The organism is uncultured Cyclobacterium sp., from assembly GCF_963976465.1.
In the GTDB taxonomy this organism is placed as follows: Bacteria; Bacteroidota; Bacteroidia; order Cytophagales; family Cyclobacteriaceae; genus Cyclobacterium.
On sequence record NZ_CAXBOC010000022.1, the window covers coordinates 1 to 20,647 of the forward strand.

Sequence of the window (20,647 nt, forward strand, 5' to 3'; positions counted from 1 at the left end):
CCCAAAATAGCCAATCCGGCTACTCTAACCCCCTTGTCTTGGTCTGTGGTTGCTAATTCCAAAGCATTTCCCATTTTATCTGATCCAAGATTGGCCAAAGCTTTGATGGCTGCTTCTCGCACCATGGGTACTTTATCCGTTTTTAATAGGCTTAACAATTTATCAGAAGCATCTGTAACTTTTAGACTACCAATAGCAGACGCTGTAGATTGTCGTATTTTTGGACTAGAATGGGCTGTTAATTTTAGTAATGGACCGGCGGCCTTTGCCCGAATTCCTTGGACATCTCGTTTTATTTCTCCTCTATACCTTCCCGTAACACGGTCAAGTAAAGATGGGTTGTCCCAGGTAGACAATGCTTCAATGGCTTCTATTCTCATTGCTTCAGGTGCTGACTCCAAAGCAATAAAATCCAATACTAAACCTAAAGCTTCTTCATTGCCAACTCTTAAATTGGCATTGATTGCTCTTCTGAGTAAAGGTTCTGAATTTAATCCTTTTCTAGTTAACACTTTACCCAAAGCAGGCAAAGCTTCTTCAATAGAAAAATCATCATTGATTGCTCGGGCTGCTTCTGCCACAATATACTCCTCCTTATCTGCTAAAAACAAAGCCACCTCAGGAGCTTGTATCCGTCTCAAAGCCACAACTGCAGCCACCCTCACAGCCCTTGATGGGTGATTGTGCAAGGCTCCAATGGCAGAAACATCTCCAATCCTTGCCAAGGCAAGACTTCCGGCATGGCGGATATAGACATCTTCGTCATTATTATCCGCTAATAGAGCTATGATTGGTTGTACTGAAGATTGAGCTTTAATTCTGCCCAATGCTTCTGCTGCAAAAAATTGTACCCGTTTAATATTGTCTTTGAGCAAGGGAATTAATGCTTCTTCGGCGAGAGAATACTTTATATCACCTAGCCATCTTGCTGCCTGTGCTCTGATTTCAGAATCAGGGTCCTCTAATAATGGCAATAATAAATTTCCGGCATCTTCTTCACCCGATCGGTCAAGCTGAGCAATACCCCATATGGAATGAATTCTAGCTAGTTGCTCTTTGTCTGCAGCTAGTTTTTGCTTGAAAACCTCTAACCCCTTACCGGCTCTATTGGCCAATTCAAATTGAGCTTTTTGCCGTACCCGCCTGTCAGGGTAGGCCAGCAAATTCCCAAGCTCCTCATTTTCTTTATTTTTAAAATCAGCTCTGATTAAGGTTTCTGTGTCTTTCCGAAGTTGGCTATTTTCTCCTGCTGCATCTTCAAGTTTCCAAACCCTGCCATTGTCTTTTGTTCCCCAACCATCAATCCAATCAGAAAAATAAAGGGCTCCATTCGGACCGAAATCCATTCCTGTAGGCAGTAAGCCTCCCAGTATTTTCTTTGTTTCTTTCATTTCAAACCCTGCTCCTTTAGGACTTAATTTAAAAGCATATATACCCGATCTCGCAGGATTTCCTGAAAACCCTGCAACAAAAAAGGTATCCTTCCACCTTTCACCTAAAGCTGTACCGGGATTGTATAACATTCCGGTAGGCCCATTGATATAGTTTTTAATAGGTGGAAGAAAATAGGCTGCCTGCCCCTCGTGTCTCGGTTTGGCCATATTTTCATCCATCCATACCTTATATGTATTGTTTTTTGGATCCCTGTACTTACCAAATTGCCAATTGATCCGCCAGCCGGTATCAGATCCTTCAACCAAATAAACAAGCCGCTCACTTTCACCCCTATGGTCCCCATCATTGTCTACACTAATCAGGTTACCATAGTCATCAAATACAAACTCATGGGTGTTCCTTACACCCATTGCGAAAATTTCAAAATCGCTTCCATCAGGATTAGAACGAGCGATCACTCCCCTATTCGGGTACTTATGCTCAACCCCATCTTGGTCCACTCCATTAAAACCAATATCTCCTATACCCCAATAGACCCTACCGTCAGGCCCCATTTCTAAGCCTGACATCCCATGTCCTCCAAAACCGATGTGTAGCCCATAACCATGAGAAATAGAAACTTTGTTGGAAGCCAATCCGGTCTCAGGATCTTCACTTACCCGCCACATGTCAGGAGCAGCACCTACAAATAAGTCATCACCTTGTTTCATTACAGCACCTGCAACATCTGTCACCTCCTCATATAACTCATCAAATACCAGCTGGTATTCGTCTGCCAAACCATCTCCGTCTGTATCTTCAACTCGGTATATATGGTCTCTTTCCACAGCCATATCTTTCCAGTCATGGTAGCCATCCTCATTGACATCTTTTAGCCATTCATTTTTATCACTGTTCTCTTGAGACAGTTCCTTGCGCAGAAACGCACGCTTTTCCTCTATGGTTTGTAAACCTATGGATCTTATTTCCCAATCCTGATGCCTTCTAATATCATGTTCAGAATTTTTCTGCCTGTTGGTACGGGTGTAATACAATCTTCCTTGATCATCAAAATCTATTGATATGGGATCAAAAATCATGGAGTCTGAGGCCCAAACCTTTACAAAAAGACCTGAATCAATTTCAGGCTTCAGTTGCTCTTCCAATTCAGCAGCCCATTTCTGGGTATCAGCAGGATTAAATTTAGTTTTTCTTAAATCTTGTTCTTTATTTGTTCCGCAGCCAAAAAGAATAAATAAGCATCCTATGGAAAAAAAACAAAAAAAAAGAAGGGATTTTACTGTCAATTGCTTCATGGGTTACAATAAATTATTTTCGGAATTCTGCTTTTATAAAAACAGAACAGAAAGGACAACTTTGTTCTATTATCATTAGAAAAAGTCTCCGATGTTTAGGTATATACTCGATACATTTTTACAAGATATCAATATATACCAGTCCGGAAATATAAGGAAAAGATTAGTAGTGAAAAATTTAATTTTTACAAAGGTTAGCATCACCTTTTAATGTCCATTCTCACCCTTATTAATGGTCAAAGCAAGGTGTGAAGGGTCTCTCAGTTTTTGTTCGCAATTATTCATTGCCCTAAAGTTGTGATAAGCGGTTTTCCAAATTTGCCCTTTCCTTGCATTTTTTAATTCAGGTTGCTTGTCCAGGCCACCCGGATACCATTCTCCATTCTCATGGTCAATCAGATACCGCTGTATATATTCCCATTGGACTTGGAATTTTTTAAAGTAGTTCAAAGGATCATTCGGATATAGGTCAGTCATAATCAAAAGACTGTTAAGCCCCTCAGCTTGTGCCCACCAATTCTTTGTATCTTTAATTAATTCAGGCTTAGATTCTCCGGCAAAATAATATCCCCCATCGTAAAAACCGCCAACCTTATTATCCCAGCCATACCTGAGAGAATGATCTACCATTTTCTTTCCTATCTTCCAGGTTTTGTAGTCCTCTTGTAATCCCAAGACATGGGACGCCTCCATCATCAAATAAGCCGTCTCTATATCATGACCATAGGAAACATGATCTATGGAATGGTGTTTGTCTATTGCAACCCTGCCTTTGTCTCTAAAGCTCACCGGCTTCCAATCAGGATATAAAAACAATTGTAAATACCCCTCCTTTTGAACAATTTTATCCCTTATGATTGTCAATAATTCTTTAGTTCTTTGTTTCAACAATGGATCTTTCCAAACTCCATACAATTCGGTAAAAGCTTCCAATAAATGAATGCTGCTGTTTTGATCTTTATAGCCAATGGTAGCGGTAGAAGCTGTATTACTGTCTCGCTTCAAGACTGTGCCATCTAAAGCCAAGGATTGGAAATAACCTCCATATTTTGGATCGTAACTGTGCTCCTCCAACCAATAAAAAGCCTTTTTAGCCAACGCAAGTACTTCTGGGTTTGACGACACCTTATAATATGCCGCCAATCCATATATTCCAAAGGCATTGCCATAGGCTGTTTTGGAGCCAATGCCACTGGATTTCACCTTTCCTTCACGACTAAGTAAAGTATGAAACCCTCCATTTTCCTTGTCCCAAAATTTATCTTTCAAAAATGTAAACCCAAGTTTTGCTCCTTCATAATAATGTTTGGTATCAGGACTTCTCTCAATCATCTTAGACAAAGTCCACAAATGCCTGGCTTGTGAAACAATCATTTTGTCTTGATTTTCAGTAGGATTAAATGCCGCATCAAAAGAACTGATATACCCCCCGTATGTTGTATCGTAGGCCTTTGGATACCAATGATTGATCAGCTCATGGTTAATGGAATAGGCAATTTCATCCGCAATTTTTTCTCTTACAGAATTTTGAGCAAAAATAGGCTGCAAAAGAGAGGATACTAAAAAAACAACTAAAGGTAGGGACTTCATAAATTTTGGGTTTTAATAATCACCTAAATTTAATTTCATTCTTTCAGATTTCCAACTAAGCAAGTTTGTCGTTTTATAGGAATATACTTTAGCACTTTATCTTCAAGGGTAAACTCTAAACAGCGAACCATATAATTAATTAGTTGTTTAACTGGAAAAACAATTGCTAAACTGGAAAACCCGTTGTATATTTATACTTGTATAAAAATTAAGACTACATGGATAAATTAACTAAAAAGGAAGAAGAACTAATGCAAATACTTTGGCAACTTAAAAAGGCTTTTGTTAAAGACATTGTAGCCAAATATCCTGACCCAAAGCCTCATTATAATACCGTTTCTTCTCTCATCAGGGTTTTGCAGGAAAAAGGAATGGTAGGCTTTAATGCTTATGGAAATACTTATGAGTATTTCCCTTTGTTGATGAAAGAAGCCTATCGCAAAATTTACATGAAGGAGATTATAAGCAATTATTTTGACAATTCCGTCTCCAGTGTTGTTGCAGCTTTTGTAAAAGAGGAGCAATTGGATGATGAAGAAGTTAAAGAATTGATCAAAATAATACAATCAAAATAAATTATGGAAGCTCTTTTTCTATATCTATTGAAGGTATCAATGATAAGTTTGGTATTATACCTCTCTTACTATTTTATACTTAGAGGACACAAGCAATTTGTTTTTAACCGGATCTTCTTGTTGCTTGTTCTTCCGTTGGCACATATCATCCCATTGATACAAATACCTATACAAGATGACCTTTCACGAGTTTTAGTGTATGTCAATGAAACATCTCCAATTTCTCCCGAAGCTAGCACATTCATCCATGCTAGTACCAATCCTGAAACTATGGATTGGTTAGCCATAGTGGTCAACATATATATCATTGGAATAGTTTTTTGTCTGATTAGGTTCGCGCTAAACTATTTCCAAGCTTACAAAATATACAATACGGCTCAAAAAGATATGATGGGAAGCCAAACCGTTTACCTATCAAATAAAAACATTCGAGCTTTTACCTTTATCAATAAAATCATCATTGGAAGCAATATTATCCATCATCCTAATTTAGAAATGGTGGTTGATCATGAAAAGGTACACCTAAATGAAAAGCACTATATTGATTTATTCCTAATAGAATTTCTTTCAGCCTTTCAATGGTTCAACCCAGTGGTTTATGTTCTAAACAGAGCCATAAGGTTAAACCTCGAATACAGAGTAGATGACATGGTGATACAAAAATCCAATATGAGACAATACCAAATGGCATTGGTCTCGATGGTTAGCGATCGGATGGTACTTCCTCAATTTACAGAACTGAATTCCAATAATCTCAAAAACCGTATACTTATGATGAAATCAACTAGTATTTCGAAATTTACAAGGATTAGAAAATTAGCTATTTTGCCTATTTTCCTGATCTTATTGGCAGGCCTATCTGAAAAAACAACAACATTCAAGGCACCTGAGAGTCAAGAAATGGGCTTCAAAGCATCAGAAACCTCAAAAACCAAAAATACCCCATCAAATAACGATATTAATACAATAGATGATTTGAGCAGGTATTTTTCCAAATCGCTAAAGTACCCCAAAGAAGCGAGAAAATTTGGCCAAGTTGGATCGGTAACTTTATATTTCAAAATAAATAACAACGGTAAATTGACAGGTGTTTATGAGACACAACCTTCTGGTGAAGTATATTATTACCCCGATGGTAGCTTAAAACGTGACCCATTTAAATACAAAGATATTGTAGTCGTCGGCTACGGGAACAATCCTTTAACAAACCCCATATTAATTAATGAATCAAACCAACACTCAAGACTGTATGAAGAATGCAAAAGAGTAATCAATGATCTTCCTAGACTAAACATTGAAGAATTGAAAGGCAAAACGGTTGAAATTGAATTTCGATTTAAATTAAAATTGAAATAAAAAAAGAATTAAATTTCTATGGTATGAGGGCTATTATGAATAAAACAAAAACACTTTTCCTAATTCTTTAAACTTTCTGTTTAAATATGACCTTCAATTAAATTAATAAATCCTTTCATTCCTTCCTTTTATCAGGATGCCTTATATTTGCGGACGCATAATAAAAAGCAGAGTTGAATGAATGATTTTATAGCTGAATTAAAGTGGCGTGGCATGATCCAAGACATGACCGCAGGATTAGAAGAACATATACAAAAAGGGCAAGCAGCAGCCTATCTTGGTTTTGATCCAACGGCAGATTCACTTCATATAGGCCACTTGGTAGGTGTAATGACCTTACTCCATTTTCAGCGCTCAGGACACCAACCCCTTGCGCTTATTGGTGGGGCTACAGGAATGATTGGAGATCCATCTTTTAAGTCGGCAGAGAGAAACCTTTTAGACAAGGCTACTTTGGATCAAAATATTGCCGGTATCCGAAAGCAGTTGGAGAAATTCTTAGATTTTGATGCAGAAGCTTCTAATAAAGCTGTATTGGTAAACAATTACGATTGGATGTCTGAATTCTCATTTCTAGAATTTATTAGGGATGTGGGTAAATACATTACGGTCAATTATATGATGGCCAAAGACTCCGTAAAAAGAAGGCTTGAGGAAGGAAATGGCCTGTCTTTTACAGAGTTCACCTACCAATTGATCCAAGGGTATGATTTTTATTACCTATGGAAAAATAAAGGATGCAGCATACAATTGGGTGGCTCAGATCAGTGGGGTAACATTGTAACCGGAACTGAGTTAATCAGGAAAAAAGAAGGTGGCGAGGCATTTGCATTGACTGTTCCACTAATTACCAAAGCTGATGGTACCAAATTTGGTAAAACTGAAGGAGGAAGCGTATGGTTGGATCCGGAAAAAACTTCACCTTATGCCTTTTACCAATTTTGGCTGAATGTATCAGATGAAGATGCGTCCAAATACATTAGAATTTTCACTACCCTGGATAGGGAAACGATAGAAAATTTAGAAAAGGAACACCTTGAAGCGCCACATCTTCGTGCCTTGCAAAAAGCCTTGGCAAAAGACATTACGATTCTGGTTCATAGTGAAAAGGATTATGAGATAGCAGTCAAAGCTTCAAATATATTATTTGGAAAGTCCTCCTTAGAAGATTTATCTACATTGGATGAGCGTACTTTCCTCCAAGTGTTTGATGGAGTTGATGTGATAGAAATGGATCAGACTACCTATGAAAATTCAGAAAATGCCCTAGATTTATTGACCTTAGATCAAACAATTTTTAAGTCAAAAGGTGAAGCCAGGAAAATGATTCAGGGAGGTGGGGTATCTATAAATAAGCAAAAGATAGAAAACCCAAATAATAAAGTGGAAACCGCCTTACTCCAAGATCAATACCTTTTGGTACAAAAAGGAAAGAAAAAATATTTTATTATCAAGGTACTTTCATAAGAATTAAAATCAGGTCTGCCAATTAACAAGCACAGTATAGCATATGGGCGTTTACGAAAGACAGCAAAAAGAGAAAAAAATCCTTGAATCCGCCATCGTTTTGTTTGGTGAAAAAGGTCTCCATGCCACAAAAGTCGAAGACGTAGCTAAAAAGGCTAAAATAAGTAAAGGTCTTGTTTATTTTTACTATAAAAGTAAAGAAGACCTTTACATGGCCATTACAAAAAAAGGGATCGAAGAATTAAAAGAGGTCTTTAATAAATCTTTTGGCAAGGGAAAAGACAAAACTGGTATTGAAGTGATGACTGATTTGGTCAATGGGTATTTTCTATTTGTGCAGGAAAAGAAAGTTTTCCATGACGCCATTCTCTATTTTTTATCTGTATTGGAATTGTATCACCAAGATTCAGAAAAAGTAAACCCTTTGCTTTTAGAAAGTCAATATTTCAACAAGCTACTTCAAAACCATAATGATATTGCAAAAATTGGTATTAAAGCGATATCTCTAGGTATAAAAGACGGAAGCATGCGACCCGATTTACAAGCAGACAGCACCTTTTATACCATTTGGAGCATGTTAATTGGATACTGCAGGTTATCCGGATCAGTTAACCTTGAGCCAAATGACATCAAAATCAATGCAGAAAGTTGGAAAAATGGTTTCAACAAAATACTTTTTGAGATTTTAAAAGGTACTAATAACCCTGTGAAATCTCAACCTGTTCAAGGTAATCTTTTCTAAAAAGAAAATATTTTTTTTAAGGTTATAGTATCCAATATCTGACGCATGTATACTTTAGGCATTGTTATTGTACTATTATGTGCAATAAACTAAAGAAAATACTATGGATTTATTAATTGGAGCTTTAACAATCGTAGCAATCGTAATTGCAATCTTTTTACTCTACAATAAAATATTCAAAACCAAAAAACTCAATGGAGACTCAGAACAAGAAATTTCAGCCAAAGAGGTATTAGGTAAAGAGGTTAGGAATATGGAAAAAGATCAAAAAGACCAATCTGAGAAAAAGGGTTTTAAAACACGAGAAAACCACTCCTAAATTAGTCCAAAGACAATTCTTCGGAATATATTAGACCAGCTTTACCTATAATTATTATTTCCAAAAAATCATTATAGGCTTCCCTTACTTACTTTCTTAGGAAGGTATTATAATTGAAACGCCCTAATTTAGAACTTTTGGTTTTTTAAAAAACCACCCCAATTCTTAATTGCATGAAACTAAGGAAATAAAATTCTGTTGGATAATTCGGGTTTAAATTTTAAATTTGAATAGACAGAATTTTGACTTCTTAAAACAAAATTTATATGGATTTAAGCTCACTATTTTCACTGCATGGAAAAGTCGCTATTATTACGGGCGCAAGTAGTGGTATTGGTTTTTCAATCGCTCATTTTTTTGCTGCGGCAGGAGCTAAGGTGGTGATCAATAGTAGAAATCAGGAAAGGCTTGATGAAGCTATAGGCAAGCTCAAAGAAAAGGGGTACATCGCCATGGGGGTTGCCAATAATATTGGTTACCCTGATGATCGTAAAAATCTGATTGAGCAAACTGTCAATAAATATGGCCAGATCGATATATTGGTCAATAATGCCGCTACTAACCCTGTTTATGGAGCCATTGAAGATACCGATATAGGTGTTTTTGACAAAATTTTAGATGTCAACCTTAAAGCACCTTATGAATTATCAAAGTTGAGCTTACCCTTTTTAAGACAATCCTCTGCGGCCTCTATCATCAACATAAGCTCGATTAGTGCCTTGTCTCCTGAAAAAGGCCTGGGTCTTTACAGTGTAAGTAAGACTGCGCTTGTCTCTTTGACCAAGGCTTTTGCTAAAGAGTGGGGAGCTTATAATATCCGTGTAAATGCCATATGCCCAGGCTTGATTAAAACCAAGTTTTCAGAAGTTCTCTGGTCAAATCAAAAACTTAGAGAGAAATTTTTAAAAGAACTTCCTTTGAGAAGAATTGGTGAAGAAGACGAAATAGGTGCTATGGCTTTATTTTTGGCCTCTCAAGCCTCAAGCTATACCACTGGAAGCGTCTTTACTGTGGATGGAGGATTCCAAGCTTGAAGTCAAGTAAAGCTACTGCAATAAAGTACTAGGACCAATCCAAAATCTCAAGAAACTCAACAATTGGCGAAGGTTTCAAAATTATAAAAGCCATAAAAATTCAATATTTTTATGGCTTTTTTATTATAGGTCAGTATTAATACCTTCCTAAGGGTACAATTAAGATGCTATCCTTCATTCATTTTTTGATTCAAGAACTTGAAAGTTACTGCGCACACTATCATTCCTTATGGTTATCATCTTCTAATTCTATAATCTTGACCTTTACTGCCTCTTTGATGGGCGTAACATGACCTCCTATATTTTCAGCAATATAATAGGTCAGTTGAGCTCCAAAGAGAAAAATGAGGACAGAATAGTATACCCAAATCAATACCACTACCAACGACCCGGCTGTCCCATAGTAACTACCTACATCAGCATTTCCTAAATATAGGCCTATTAAGAATTTCCCTAAGCCAAAAAGGAGCATGGTTACAAAAGCACCAAGCCAAACATCTTTCCATTTTACTTTCGCATCGGGAAGAATCTTATACATTAAACCAAAAACAAGAACAACTATGGATTGTGTTACCAAAAAATTGATAACTGAAGCCCATTGCAAAGTGCTATTTTCAAATATACCTGAAAAATAGTTCAGCAGAATAACAATAAAAGCATCTGCTAGAAGTGAAACCAATAATAGAAAACCGATTGAGGCAACCATTGAAAAACTTAAAAAACGATTCATTAAAAATTTCAAAATACCCTTTTCAGGTTTGGACCTGATATGCCAAATATGATTGATACTATTTTGTAAGCTGACAAAGACTGTAGTAGCAGAGAATATTAGGACCCCAATACCTATAATCCGGGCATACAAAGTTTGACCGGTAACTGATACATTTGACATAACGTCCTCTAAGGTAGCCGCGCTTTCAGTACCCATCATTTTTGAAACCTGTGTTAATAATTCCTCTTTTACTGTATCCTCATTTAGGATTACTGAGGCAATATTAAGAATAATGATTAACAATGCTGGAAGGGAAAAAATGGTGTAAAAAGCGGTAGAAGCAGCAAAAGTTAAAGAGTCATTTTTACCAAAATCTTTAACCCCATCTATCAATATTTCAAATACGGAATATTTTTTTAGCCTTTTTATTTTACTTTTAATCATAGAATCTTTCCCTACGTTTTTCTAAGGTATGTACCAAAAATCATTCCCTTTTTAATGCCAAAATTCAAATCAATCTTTTAGCTTAAGGCCATTAGCAAATCAGGACAAATTTTGTTCAGCAAAAAGAGGCTGATTATAAAAAGCATACCCTACCGCTTGCAGGTTTATGAATTGCTAAAAATTAAATGGTAATTTGTTAGGACGACCTGAATTCATAGGTAAAGGTAAATCAGAAACTTACATTTTACAGAAAGCCAAAAAAAATAAAATGTGGTAAGTCCCTACTACCTGATGCCTTGATCAGGATATTTCCCGGTAATGGTCCTTCCAAAGGCTTTCATTTCCTCCATTTGTTCTTGAAAATTTCCATTGGGTTGAATTACAGGACCAATACCTGCTAATTTTCTTTTATAATCCAAAAAACCAACCACTACAGGAACTTCCGCACCAAGAGCAATGTGATAAAACCCTGATTTCCACCTTGGAGCATAACTTCTAGTTCCTTCGGGAGTTACCATCATCACTAATTCTTCTGATTCATTGAGCATTTGAATCATGGCTTCGGTATAGGTTTGTTTCCGCTTTCCACTCACCTTTTTTCTATCTATTGGAATTCCTCCCAAAGCTTTAATCAACCAACCTAAAGGGCCCACCATGATTTCCTTTTTAATAGTGAACTTAACGGGTACTTCCATCAGGTAGAAAGCTGAAAGAGCATAGATTAAATCCCAATTACTTGTATGGGGAATGGCTATCAACACAGCTTTTTTCAAGCCTTCAGGCCATTTTCCTGAGATTTCCCAACCTGAAATCCAAAATATTAAACGAGCAAGTAATTTCATGATTTAGTGACTGTTACTAGCTTGACTTTTTAAATCAAGTAAAGGTGGATTTTCTTTAATATATTTTTTACAAAATAGGTAACCTGTTTCAAAAATTTCAGCAGCTTTCTTAACCTCTAGCACTCCAAACTGAGCCAAACCGGGAGGATCCATAAAAAAATCACATTGATTTTTTCTGCTGTAAACATTATAATTCAAGGACATGATTACTGATCGCTCTATGAGACCTTTAATATTGGGTTGCCCATCTAATATTGCTAAATTATTACAATTGACACCTATAAGAGTATCACATAGGCCAATTAATGGCTCTACCGGTAAGTTATTTAAAACTCCCCCATCTACATAAAGTGTATCGTTGAGTAAAATTGGCTCAAACATACCTGGTATACAAGATGAAGCCATCAATCGCTTTATCAAGGGTCCTTCGGAGAAGTACTCGGTCCGACCGTTTTGAAAGTTGGTAGCGGTAACAAAAATGGGAATATTTAAGGCAGAGAAGTCATCTTCAGGTAGATATTTGGCAAATAAATCCGCCAATAAATCCATTTTTAATAAGGCTTTAAAACTAATTGAAGGCTTAAAGAACTTAAAATAATTGGTTTGGGTGATGATGTTAAAGATTGTTTCCGGAGGGTATCCATGTGCATACAAAGCTGCAATAATGGCCCCTGCGCTACTTCCGGAAATATAATCAGGAGAAATCCCTTCCTCACCGAGCCCTTGCAAAATACCAAGGTGAGCAATTCCTCTGACACCCCCACCGGACAATGCAATGCCTATTTTATTCTTTTTTTTCAAAATAATAATTAAATAGGAAATCAGTTTAAAATTTAATCCTCAATTATCCCTATAACTGCCACCCTACTCTTGGACGATGCCCATTGCACAGAATTTCTCTATCCTTTTTTCAATTCTCTTGTCAACTTTCATTTTGTCAAGCTCAATCAGCGCTTCTTTGATCTTACCTTTAATCCTACCCGCCATATCGGACATGTTTCTATGGGCTCCGCCAAGGGGCTCTTCTATGATGGCATCAACCAAGCCATTGTCTTTCATGTCCGGTCCGGTAAGCTTAAGGGCTTCAGCTGCCTGCTCTTTGTGGTCCCAACTTCTCCAAAGTATTGTAGAACAATTTTCTGGTGAAATAACTGAATACCAGGAATTTTCAAGCATCATTACCTTGTCTCCAATGGCGATGCCCAAGGCACCCCCTGACGCTCCCTCACCTATAATAATACAAATTACAGGAACCTTTAACTTGAACATTTCTCGAAGGTTTTTGGCAATGGCTTCTCCCTGTCCGCGCTCTTCTGCCTCAATGCCGGGATAAGCACCAGGAGTATCAATTAAAGTAATGATCGGTTTATTAAATTTTTCAGCCATTTTCATCAACCTCAAAGCCTTTCTATAGCCTTCCGGGTTGGCCATACCAAAATTCCGTTCTTGGCGGAGTTTGGTATTTCTTCCTTTTTGCTGCCCAATAAACATGACGGATCTACCATCAATATCACCAAGGCCACCAATCATAGCTTTGTCATCCTTAACCGTTCTATCGCCATGAAGCTCAATAAAATCATTGGTCATTTCATAGATATAGTCCAAGGCATAAGGTCTATCAGCATGTCTGGAAAGCTGTACCCTTTGCCAGCGGGTAAGGTTCTGAAAAGTTTCTTTTTTTAATACCTGAAGCTTTTCTTCCAAAGATTGAATATCTGAAGACAAGTCTATGTTTTTTTCATTTGCCAACTGAATCATTTCCTGAAGTTTAAGTTCAAGGTCAGCTATAGGCTTTTCAAATTCTAATACCATAAAATGAAGTTTTGAAGCATCAAAGATAAAAATTAATTTTTGATTACCTGACCAACTTATATCAAAGATGGCGTTTAATCAATTTATGTTAGGTTAAAATTTTCCCATCTCTCATGGTCAACATCCGGTCTGACATTTCTGCCAAGGATTGATTGTGGGTGACAATTACAAAGGACTGCCCCAATTCATCTCTAAGTTTGAAAAACAACTCATGCAAAGATTGGGCATTTTCCGTATCCAGGTTTCCACTGGGTTCATCTGCAAAAATAATATCAGGGTTATTTACCAATGCCCTTGCTACGGCCACTCTTTGTTGCTCTCCACCGGACAATTGAGCGGGTTTATGTCCTAGTCGTGAGGAGATGCCCAAAAGTGCTGCCAGTTCATTGGTTCTTTTTTTAAGCTTCTCTTCCGATCTCTTACCAATAAGACCAGGAATCCAAATATTTTCTTCCGCTGTAAACTCGGGAAGCAGGTTATGAAATTGGAAAATGAAACTAATTTTATCATTCCTGAAACTGGCCAGTTTGTCTCCACTCAATTTTAAAACATCAACCCCATCTACTTCCAAGGAACCTTCATCGGGTTTGTCCAAGGTTCCTAATATATGTAACAAAGTGCTTTTACCGGCGCCTGAAGCTCCGACTATGGAAACTATCTCTCCCTTTTGAATGGTAACATCTACCCCTTTCAGGACGTGGAGTTCTCCATAATATTTTTGAATTGACTGCGCAACGAACATATAATTTAAAGATAATTTATGTGATGGTTGAACAAACATAGGTGTATTTTAAAACTAATCAAAAATAATATTGATCAGTAGAAATAAACTTACAGTACTTGCATTCTACGCTATCGGCTTGATTTTTAATCGCATGAAAAGCAAATATTGACAGAAGAAAAGACAATCCTAAAAAGAATCAACAAAAAGCCTTTGCTAAATCTTGAATAATCGGACATTTGACATTAACTTCGGGCAAAAATTTGACCATAATGAATATACACGAATATCAAGCTAAAGAAGTATTAAAATCTTACGGAGTCAAAATACAAGAAGGCATTGTCGCTGATAGCCCTGAAGCTGCACTTGAGGCAGCCAAGAAGCTTACAGCAGATACCGGAACTTCTTGGTATGTACTAAAGGCACAAATTCATGCCGGAGGTAGAGGTAAAGGAGAAATTAAAGAAACCGGATCCAGAGGTGTGGTTTTGGCCAAATCGTTAGATGATGTTCCTGAAAAAGCCAAAGATATATTGAATGGTACACTTGTTACCATCCAAACAGGTGAGGAAGGCAAATTGGTCAAAAAAATCTTGGTTGCACAAGATGTTTACTATCCAGGCAAATCCGATCCAAAAGAATATTATTTATCTATCTTATTGGATAGAGCCACAGGAAGCAATATTATCATGGCTTCCACAGAAGGTGGTGTTAATATTGAAGAGATCGCCGAAAGCACTCCTGAAAAAATTATTAAAGAATGGGTAGATCCCATGTTAGGCATTCAACCATACCAAGCTAGAAACGTAGCCTTTAAACTAGGTTTAGAAGGCAATGCCTTCAAAGAAATGGTAAAATTTATCATGGCGCTATATGCAGCTTATGATGCAAGTGATGCTTCCCAATTTGAAATCAATCCGGTTTTAAAGACATCTGATGATCAAATACTGGCAGTTGATGCCAAAGTGAATCTAGATGACAATGCACTTTATAGAAACAAGGCGCTTGCAGAGATGAGAGATCTTGATGAAGAAGATCCATTTGAAGTAGAAGCAGCAGAATCCGGTCTTAATTATGTGAAGCTTGACGGAAATGTAGGCTGTATGGTAAATGGAGCTGGATTGGCAATGGCCACTATGGACATGATCAAACTGTCCGGTGGAGAACCTGCCAACTTCCTAGATGTTGGAGGTGGGGCCAATGCACAAACCGTTGAAGCCGGGTTTAGAATTATCCTTAAAGACCCTAAAGTAAAAGCGATCCTTATTAATGTCTTTGGAGGTATTGTAAGGTGTGACAGAATTGCATCCGGAGTAGTAGAAGCCTATAAGTCTATTGGTGACATTAGTGTACCAATTATCGTAAGGTTACAAGGTACCAACGCTGAAGAAGGGGCTAAGATCATTGATGAGTCCGGACTAAAAGTTACTTCTGCCATTACTTTAAAAGAAGCTGCAGAAAAAGTACAGAATGTACTAAGTGCTTAATATTAAAAATACAATTGCGGCCTACATGGCCCGCATGCACCCGTAGTTCAACTGGATAGAATATCGGATTTCGGCTCCGAGGGTTGAGGGTTCGAATCCTTCCGGGTGTACAAAAAGCCTTCTTATTGGAAAATAAGTAGGCTTTTTTTATGGATAGACTTTTTAGGCAGCTACAAAAAAACAGACAATCCCTTCCAAGCAAAATTAATACCAATCCCTTCTCTCAAAACGATATCACACACTAATTAAAACCTATTGAATAAAGGTATAATCTTATTTTTAGACTGGCGTAACAAGAAATTAGCAAACCATATTTTATTTTAAACATGAATTTTAAATTATTATTAATGTTACCACATAAATAGCTCAGATAATATATTTATTAAACTTGGTTGAATTATAAAATAAAAAAAAATAGCACTTGGTGACTACCAAGTGCTACTGCCTTTTATCTAAACAAACAAATAAGTTTGTACAGAACTAAAAAGATTATATTGATACTAATTTATAAGGAATTAGAAAATTATCTTTAGGCCTAACCTCTAGGCATCAAACGCTAATTTTCTTAAGACTCTTTAATCCATTTAAATAAAGTTTGGTAGGTTACTCCTGTTTCTTTACTAAAATCAGCTTTGGTTTTGCCTTCAGCTTCAGCCTTCTTCCATTCAGCTAGGATTCCCGCCTTTTCTTCAGCAGAATAAGTCCTCCTGCCTCTTGTAGTCGGTTTATCAGCTTTGGCATCTACGCCGTAGATAAACTGTAAGATACCCATTAATTTAGAAGCCTCCCCTTTTGAGCTTAAACCTAAACTATCTAAATCAGTAATGGCTGAATCTTTTAGATTTTTTGTTACAAAAGGATGTTTTCCTTTTTTGTGCGCATCGTCAATTGAATGGAAAATATTTCCATCCGCATCTTCCATATAAACCACAGCATTGGTTTTAGAAAGATCTGAGTACTTGTTTAAAAATTCTTGAATAGACATAAAATAATTATTTAGATGATAAATTAAGCGAAGTTACGTTTTATTTCTATTTGTTTTACAATATCTGTACCGTAAATTCTATTTAATTTTTATATACCTAATTAAAACGCATTATAAATATAAATTGTTGTGAGAAATGTCATTTAAAAGTTAAAAATTCAATTCTTTAAGTTCCCTGAAATTGGATTTTAGAGAAATATCGTCTACGTTAACGCAATAAGTTTAGATTTTGAAAAGATTTAAAATAATAAATAGCCTGACATCAAATTGTTTGAAATAGATGATTTAATCTTTTAGGTATTTTTTCAAGTTTATTAGGAATTCTAAAACTAAATCGATAAGTTTAATTGACTTATTTGAGATATTCCAAATTATCACCCTAATAATGAATTAAATAAGAAGTATGGTTCTATTACAATTCAACCACTAATTGATGAAATTTTGTGGGGAACTTTAAGCAGAACAACTAGAGAGCATATAGTGCTTGTAAAAAACAAACAGAATTAATAATCTAATCTGCAAATTATTAAAAACTGAATATGGCTTCAATAATTAACTTCATATGGCAGAGTATTATTTGCCTGTCTTTTTTCTACATTTTTTATTGGGTTTTCCTTAAAGATGAAAAAACCTTCGTGTTTAATAGAATATATCTGTTGATCACTCCATTTCTTGCTGTGGCATTCTCTTTAATTGAAATCCCAGTTTCTTTTGAAACACCAAGTATTTCCTTGGAAAATACAGCTTTTTTAAAGGCTTTAGAATTTGACAGCCAAAGGGAAATCGCCGGGGCATATGGTTTACCTGAAGTAACCGTAACAGGGAGCAGACTTCCCACGCTATGGGGATTTAAAGATTATCTGGTATTTGGTTACTTGGTGGTGGTCTTGTTACTATTTGCTAGATTTTACTGGCAGTATCTACAATTAAAAGAAATTTTAAGAAAAGGATGGTATCAAACATCTTATATGCTTAAGGAAAAATACTTCAAGGTCCCCAATTTTGGCCTCACCCCTGTATTCTCTTATTTTGATAAAGTTTTTTGGGATGATTCTCTTCAATTAAGTACTAAAGAAAAGAAGCAAATACTCAATCATGAAATTGAACATGTTAAACAAAAGCATTCTTATGATATAATCATCTATCAAATACTCAGTAATGTATTTTGGTTTAATCCAATCATTCACTTGATGAATCGTGCATTGGTTGACCTACATGAATTCCAAGCTGATGCTCGTGTCATTAAAGATAAAGAATTAAAAGATTCCTATCCAAAACTTGTGGCAAGAATGGCTTTTGCAGGATTGGATCTACCCCTAGGAAGCAATTTTGTAAGTTCAACAACCCTGAGAAGGATTAGGATGATGAAAGCCAATAAAAAAACCAATTGGTTTAAAGTAGCAATGCTTATTCCATTAACTGTTTTGGTATTTGGTTTGATTTCTATGAAAAGTAACAATAGCATTATTTCTTTTAACAATTATTCAACACTCCCAATTTCATTTCTTAAAAATCAAATAGAAGCCTTTCAAGATTCAATAGCAGTAGGTATAAAATTAAAGAGTATAAAAAACCCTACTCATTATGAGAGTATTGGAAAGCTTCATCATGAGTCTTTAAATGTACAAGTGGGCGAATTGTCCTATGAGTTTACCGGAATAAAAAACCAACAGGAATTCATAAAAGTGCTAAATTTAGTGGAAACACTCAGACCCAACTCCAAATTAAATAAAAAATATGAAAATGCATTTTCTTATCAACTTGCAGATCAAAAACCTGAGCCTAAGGAGGGATGGAATGCTTGGGAGGAATATTTAAGGTCACAAATTCCTGCTCGCCTAATAGATGGGATTCAAATGGATGGTGACTTGGTTGCCTTGGAATTTGTTGTAGATAAAGAAGCCAATATAGTATACGCTTCCATAAAGAAGAGTTTGGGAGAAGAAGTAGATCAATTGCTTCTTACCGCCCTTACCAAAGGTAACAGTCCTACTTGGATACCCGGTAAAAAAGACGGTGAGACCGTAGCAGTAGTGGTAAATACCAATATCAAATTAAAGAAATCAAACAATTATAAAACTACCCAAAACACAGAATTTCGAAGTCCGGGTCCAAACAACAATGCAAAATCTTTCCCTGAAAACAGAGGTTTATCTTTTAATGATGACTTAAAATCCGGAGCCATCGCCTTAGGTTCTACATTCAAGTCACACTTGATTGAAAACTTGGATTTTCCTAAAGGTAATATAGCTAAAGGTTTATCCGGAACAACAATTGTCAATCTCAAAACAGATTCTTATGGAAATATAGAGGGGGTTTCCTTCTCTCAAAGGATTGATGCGAGTTTCGAAAAAGAAATTCTTCAAGTTCTTTCTAATGCGCCTAACTTAAAACCGATTTTACAAAAAAATGAATACCAATTGCTGTTGCCCATATCCTTTAAAATAAACGGCGCTGATAGCAATCCCATCCTCCCAAGTTTAAATAACGATTATGGCGATGCCATTCAAATCAATAGTTACTCCGCACAGAAGGCCTCCATTACATCGAATATAGAAATCCCTGTCCTGATTATTAAAGAGGGCTTGATTTCATTCAATGGCGTCCTTATGCCTATCAATTCAGGCCTATCAAGATTAATAAAAGCATACAACGGCTTTAATTCCTTGGATCCCCATTCGATATTCGTCAATTTTTCTGCCGGAAAAGATATAAAAATGGGCGAGGTTCAAAATGTACAAGCAGCCTTAAGAGATGCCGGTATAAACAAAATTGTATTTAAAGCAGCGGAAAGCCAAGTTATAAAATCAGCTCAGTCCCCTCTTTATATTATTGATGGAACCGTTCACGAATCTCCATCAATCACTAACTTTCCTAAACCGGAAAATATAAAAACCATTTCTGTGGTAAATCCAAACAAATTGAATCTCCATGGAGAAAAAGCCGAAAATGGCGTTATTGTAATCACAACAGAGTAATTGACTACTATAAATAAAACGGCTACAACCACATTTAAACCAGCTTCAAAGTATAAAACAACCTGCCTTTTGGTAGGTTTTTTTATATATTGCAGGTAAATCAATTAAACATAAAATATTACAATGGCCTACAGATATCTTCTTTACACGTTATTTCTTGCAATGCTTCCTGCATTATCCTATGCTCAAAAAGAAACCCACACAGACGAATCAAAAGTTCCTGATTTTTCTATACCGGACCTTTTCGTCAATTTGAAAGGTCAAGAGATTAGGACCATTCAGGATTGGGCGCAAGTGAGAAGACCTGAATTAGTCCATCTTTTTGAAGAAAATGTATATGGTACCATGCCAAAAGCCATGGACGCCCAAACCTTCACCGTTGTTAATGAAGATAAATTGGCCATGAATGGCTTGGCCACATTGAAGGAAATTGACATAGAAGTAACTTATAGGTCTCAATCAGCCACAATGAGGCTTATCTTGTTCATTCCTAATCAAAGAAAAGAAGCATCTCCTGTATTCTTATTAATTAACCACAGGGGCCCGGAAAATATTGACCCCACCAGAAAAATTAAAATGGGCTTCTGGCCTGCCGAAGAAATTGTAAGCCGTGGATATGCCGCTGCCACCTTTCATGTGAAGGATGTATCCGATGATGACAAAGTAACTTTCACAGAAGATATTTTAAGTAAATTGTATCCTGAAGAATTAGAAAAGGAAAATGGAATGCGTGGCTTAGGTGCCTGGGCATGGGGAGCCATGCGCGCCATGGATTATTTTGAAACTTGCCAAGATATCAACGCCCAAAAAGCTGCTGTAATTGGACACTCCAGAGGTGGAAAAGCTTCACTTTGGACCGGTGCTTCAGACACTAGATGGGCCATCACAATTTC

General features: G+C 36.5%; 16 protein-coding genes, 1 tRNA gene and 1 pseudogene. 10 read left to right on the top strand and 8 right to left on the bottom strand.

Going from position 1 to position 20,647, the window contains the following annotated elements; translation table 11 throughout:
• Nucleotides 1-2,690, bottom strand: a 2,690-nt coding sequence (locus tag AAC037_RS02430; protein WP_339901370.1) for a HEAT repeat domain-containing protein, incomplete at its 3' end; no start/stop codon positions are given.
• 207 nt (nucleotides 2,691-2,897) lie between these two features.
• Complete coding sequence (locus AAC037_RS02435; RefSeq protein ID WP_339901372.1) at nucleotides 2,898-4,280, bottom strand: AGE family epimerase/isomerase; 1,383 nt, start codon at nucleotides 4,278-4,280, stop codon at nucleotides 2,898-2,900.
• A 218-nt stretch (nucleotides 4,281-4,498) separates the two neighbouring features.
• On the opposite strand from AAC037_RS02435, the gene AAC037_RS02440 reads away from it, so the two are divergent.
• The 6 genes from AAC037_RS02440 to AAC037_RS02465 all read left to right on the top strand — a co-directional run bounded on the left by AAC037_RS02440 (nucleotide 4,499) and on the right by AAC037_RS02465 (nucleotide 9,773).
• A complete protein-coding gene (locus AAC037_RS02440) occupies nucleotides 4,499-4,855 on the top strand; it encodes a BlaI/MecI/CopY family transcriptional regulator (protein ID WP_339901374.1) in 357 nt (118 codons plus the stop codon).
• 39 nt (nucleotides 4,856-4,894) lie between these two features.
• On the top strand, nucleotides 4,895-6,211 hold the full coding sequence (locus AAC037_RS02445) for a M56 family metallopeptidase (protein ID WP_339901376.1): 1,317 nt from the start codon (nucleotides 4,895-4,897) through the stop codon (nucleotides 6,209-6,211).
• A gap of 177 nt (nucleotides 6,212-6,388) precedes the next feature.
• Nucleotides 6,389-7,678 (top strand): tyrosine--tRNA ligase, encoded by a 1,290-nt coding sequence (gene tyrS, locus AAC037_RS02450; protein WP_339901378.1) that lies wholly within the window; start codon nucleotides 6,389-6,391, stop codon nucleotides 7,676-7,678.
• 43 nt (nucleotides 7,679-7,721) lie between these two features.
• Complete coding sequence (locus AAC037_RS02455) at nucleotides 7,722-8,420, top strand: TetR/AcrR family transcriptional regulator (RefSeq protein WP_339901379.1); 699 nt, start codon at nucleotides 7,722-7,724, stop codon at nucleotides 8,418-8,420.
• A 103-nt stretch (nucleotides 8,421-8,523) separates the two neighbouring features.
• Nucleotides 8,524-8,739, top strand: a complete 216-nt coding sequence (locus AAC037_RS02460) for a hypothetical protein (protein ID WP_339901381.1) — start codon at nucleotides 8,524-8,526, stop codon at nucleotides 8,737-8,739.
• Nucleotides 8,740-9,005: 266 nt separating this feature from the next.
• Nucleotides 9,006-9,773 carry a glucose 1-dehydrogenase gene (locus tag AAC037_RS02465; protein ID WP_339901383.1) on the top strand — a complete coding sequence of 256 codons (768 nt, stop codon included), beginning with the start codon at nucleotides 9,006-9,008 and terminating at the stop codon, nucleotides 9,771-9,773.
• Between the two features lie 220 nt (nucleotides 9,774-9,993).
• Here the strand turns inward: AAC037_RS02465 and AAC037_RS02470 are convergent, their stop codons facing one another.
• The 5 genes from AAC037_RS02470 to AAC037_RS02490 form a co-directional block, all read right to left on the bottom strand.
• On the bottom strand, nucleotides 9,994-10,929 hold the full coding sequence (locus AAC037_RS02470; RefSeq protein WP_339901384.1) for a YihY/virulence factor BrkB family protein: 936 nt from the start codon (nucleotides 10,927-10,929) through the stop codon (nucleotides 9,994-9,996).
• A 284-nt stretch (nucleotides 10,930-11,213) separates the two neighbouring features.
• Nucleotides 11,214-11,771, bottom strand: coding sequence for a 1-acyl-sn-glycerol-3-phosphate acyltransferase (locus tag AAC037_RS02475; RefSeq protein ID WP_339901385.1), 558 nt, complete (start codon nucleotides 11,769-11,771; stop codon nucleotides 11,214-11,216).
• A 3-nt stretch (nucleotides 11,772-11,774) separates the two neighbouring features.
• Entirely contained in the window at nucleotides 11,775-12,572 is a 798-nt protein-coding gene (locus AAC037_RS02480) for a patatin-like phospholipase family protein (protein ID WP_339901386.1), read from the bottom strand.
• Nucleotides 12,573-12,635: 63 nt separating this feature from the next.
• Nucleotides 12,636-13,583: an acetyl-CoA carboxylase carboxyltransferase subunit alpha gene (locus tag AAC037_RS02485; protein ID WP_339901387.1), complete on the bottom strand. Its 948-nt coding sequence runs from the start codon at nucleotides 13,581-13,583 to the stop codon at nucleotides 12,636-12,638.
• A gap of 88 nt (nucleotides 13,584-13,671) precedes the next feature.
• Entirely contained in the window at nucleotides 13,672-14,325 is a 654-nt protein-coding gene (locus tag AAC037_RS02490) for an ABC transporter ATP-binding protein (protein ID WP_339901388.1), read from the bottom strand.
• Nucleotides 14,326-14,576: 251 nt separating this feature from the next.
• Here AAC037_RS02490 and sucC point away from each other — a divergent pair, with 251 nt between their 5' ends.
• A complete protein-coding gene (gene sucC / locus AAC037_RS02495; protein ID WP_339901390.1) occupies nucleotides 14,577-15,791 on the top strand; it encodes an ADP-forming succinate--CoA ligase subunit beta in 1,215 nt (404 codons plus the stop codon).
• Between the two features lie 36 nt (nucleotides 15,792-15,827).
• Nucleotides 15,828-15,901 (top strand) — tRNA-Arg (locus AAC037_RS02500).
• Between the two features lie 455 nt (nucleotides 15,902-16,356).
• Here AAC037_RS02500 and AAC037_RS02505 read toward each other — a convergent pair.
• Nucleotides 16,357-16,776, bottom strand: coding sequence for a transposase (locus AAC037_RS02505; RefSeq protein WP_339901392.1), 420 nt, complete (start codon nucleotides 16,774-16,776; stop codon nucleotides 16,357-16,359).
• Nucleotides 16,777-17,411: 635 nt separating this feature from the next.
• Here AAC037_RS02505 and AAC037_RS02510 point away from each other — a divergent pair.
• Nucleotides 17,412-19,754, top strand: a complete 2,343-nt coding sequence (locus tag AAC037_RS02510; RefSeq protein ID WP_339901394.1) for a M56 family metallopeptidase — start codon at nucleotides 17,412-17,414, stop codon at nucleotides 19,752-19,754.
• 123 nt (nucleotides 19,755-19,877) lie between these two features.
• Nucleotides 19,878-20,647: pseudogene (locus tag AAC037_RS02515) on the top strand (acetylxylan esterase); the annotation flags it as partial.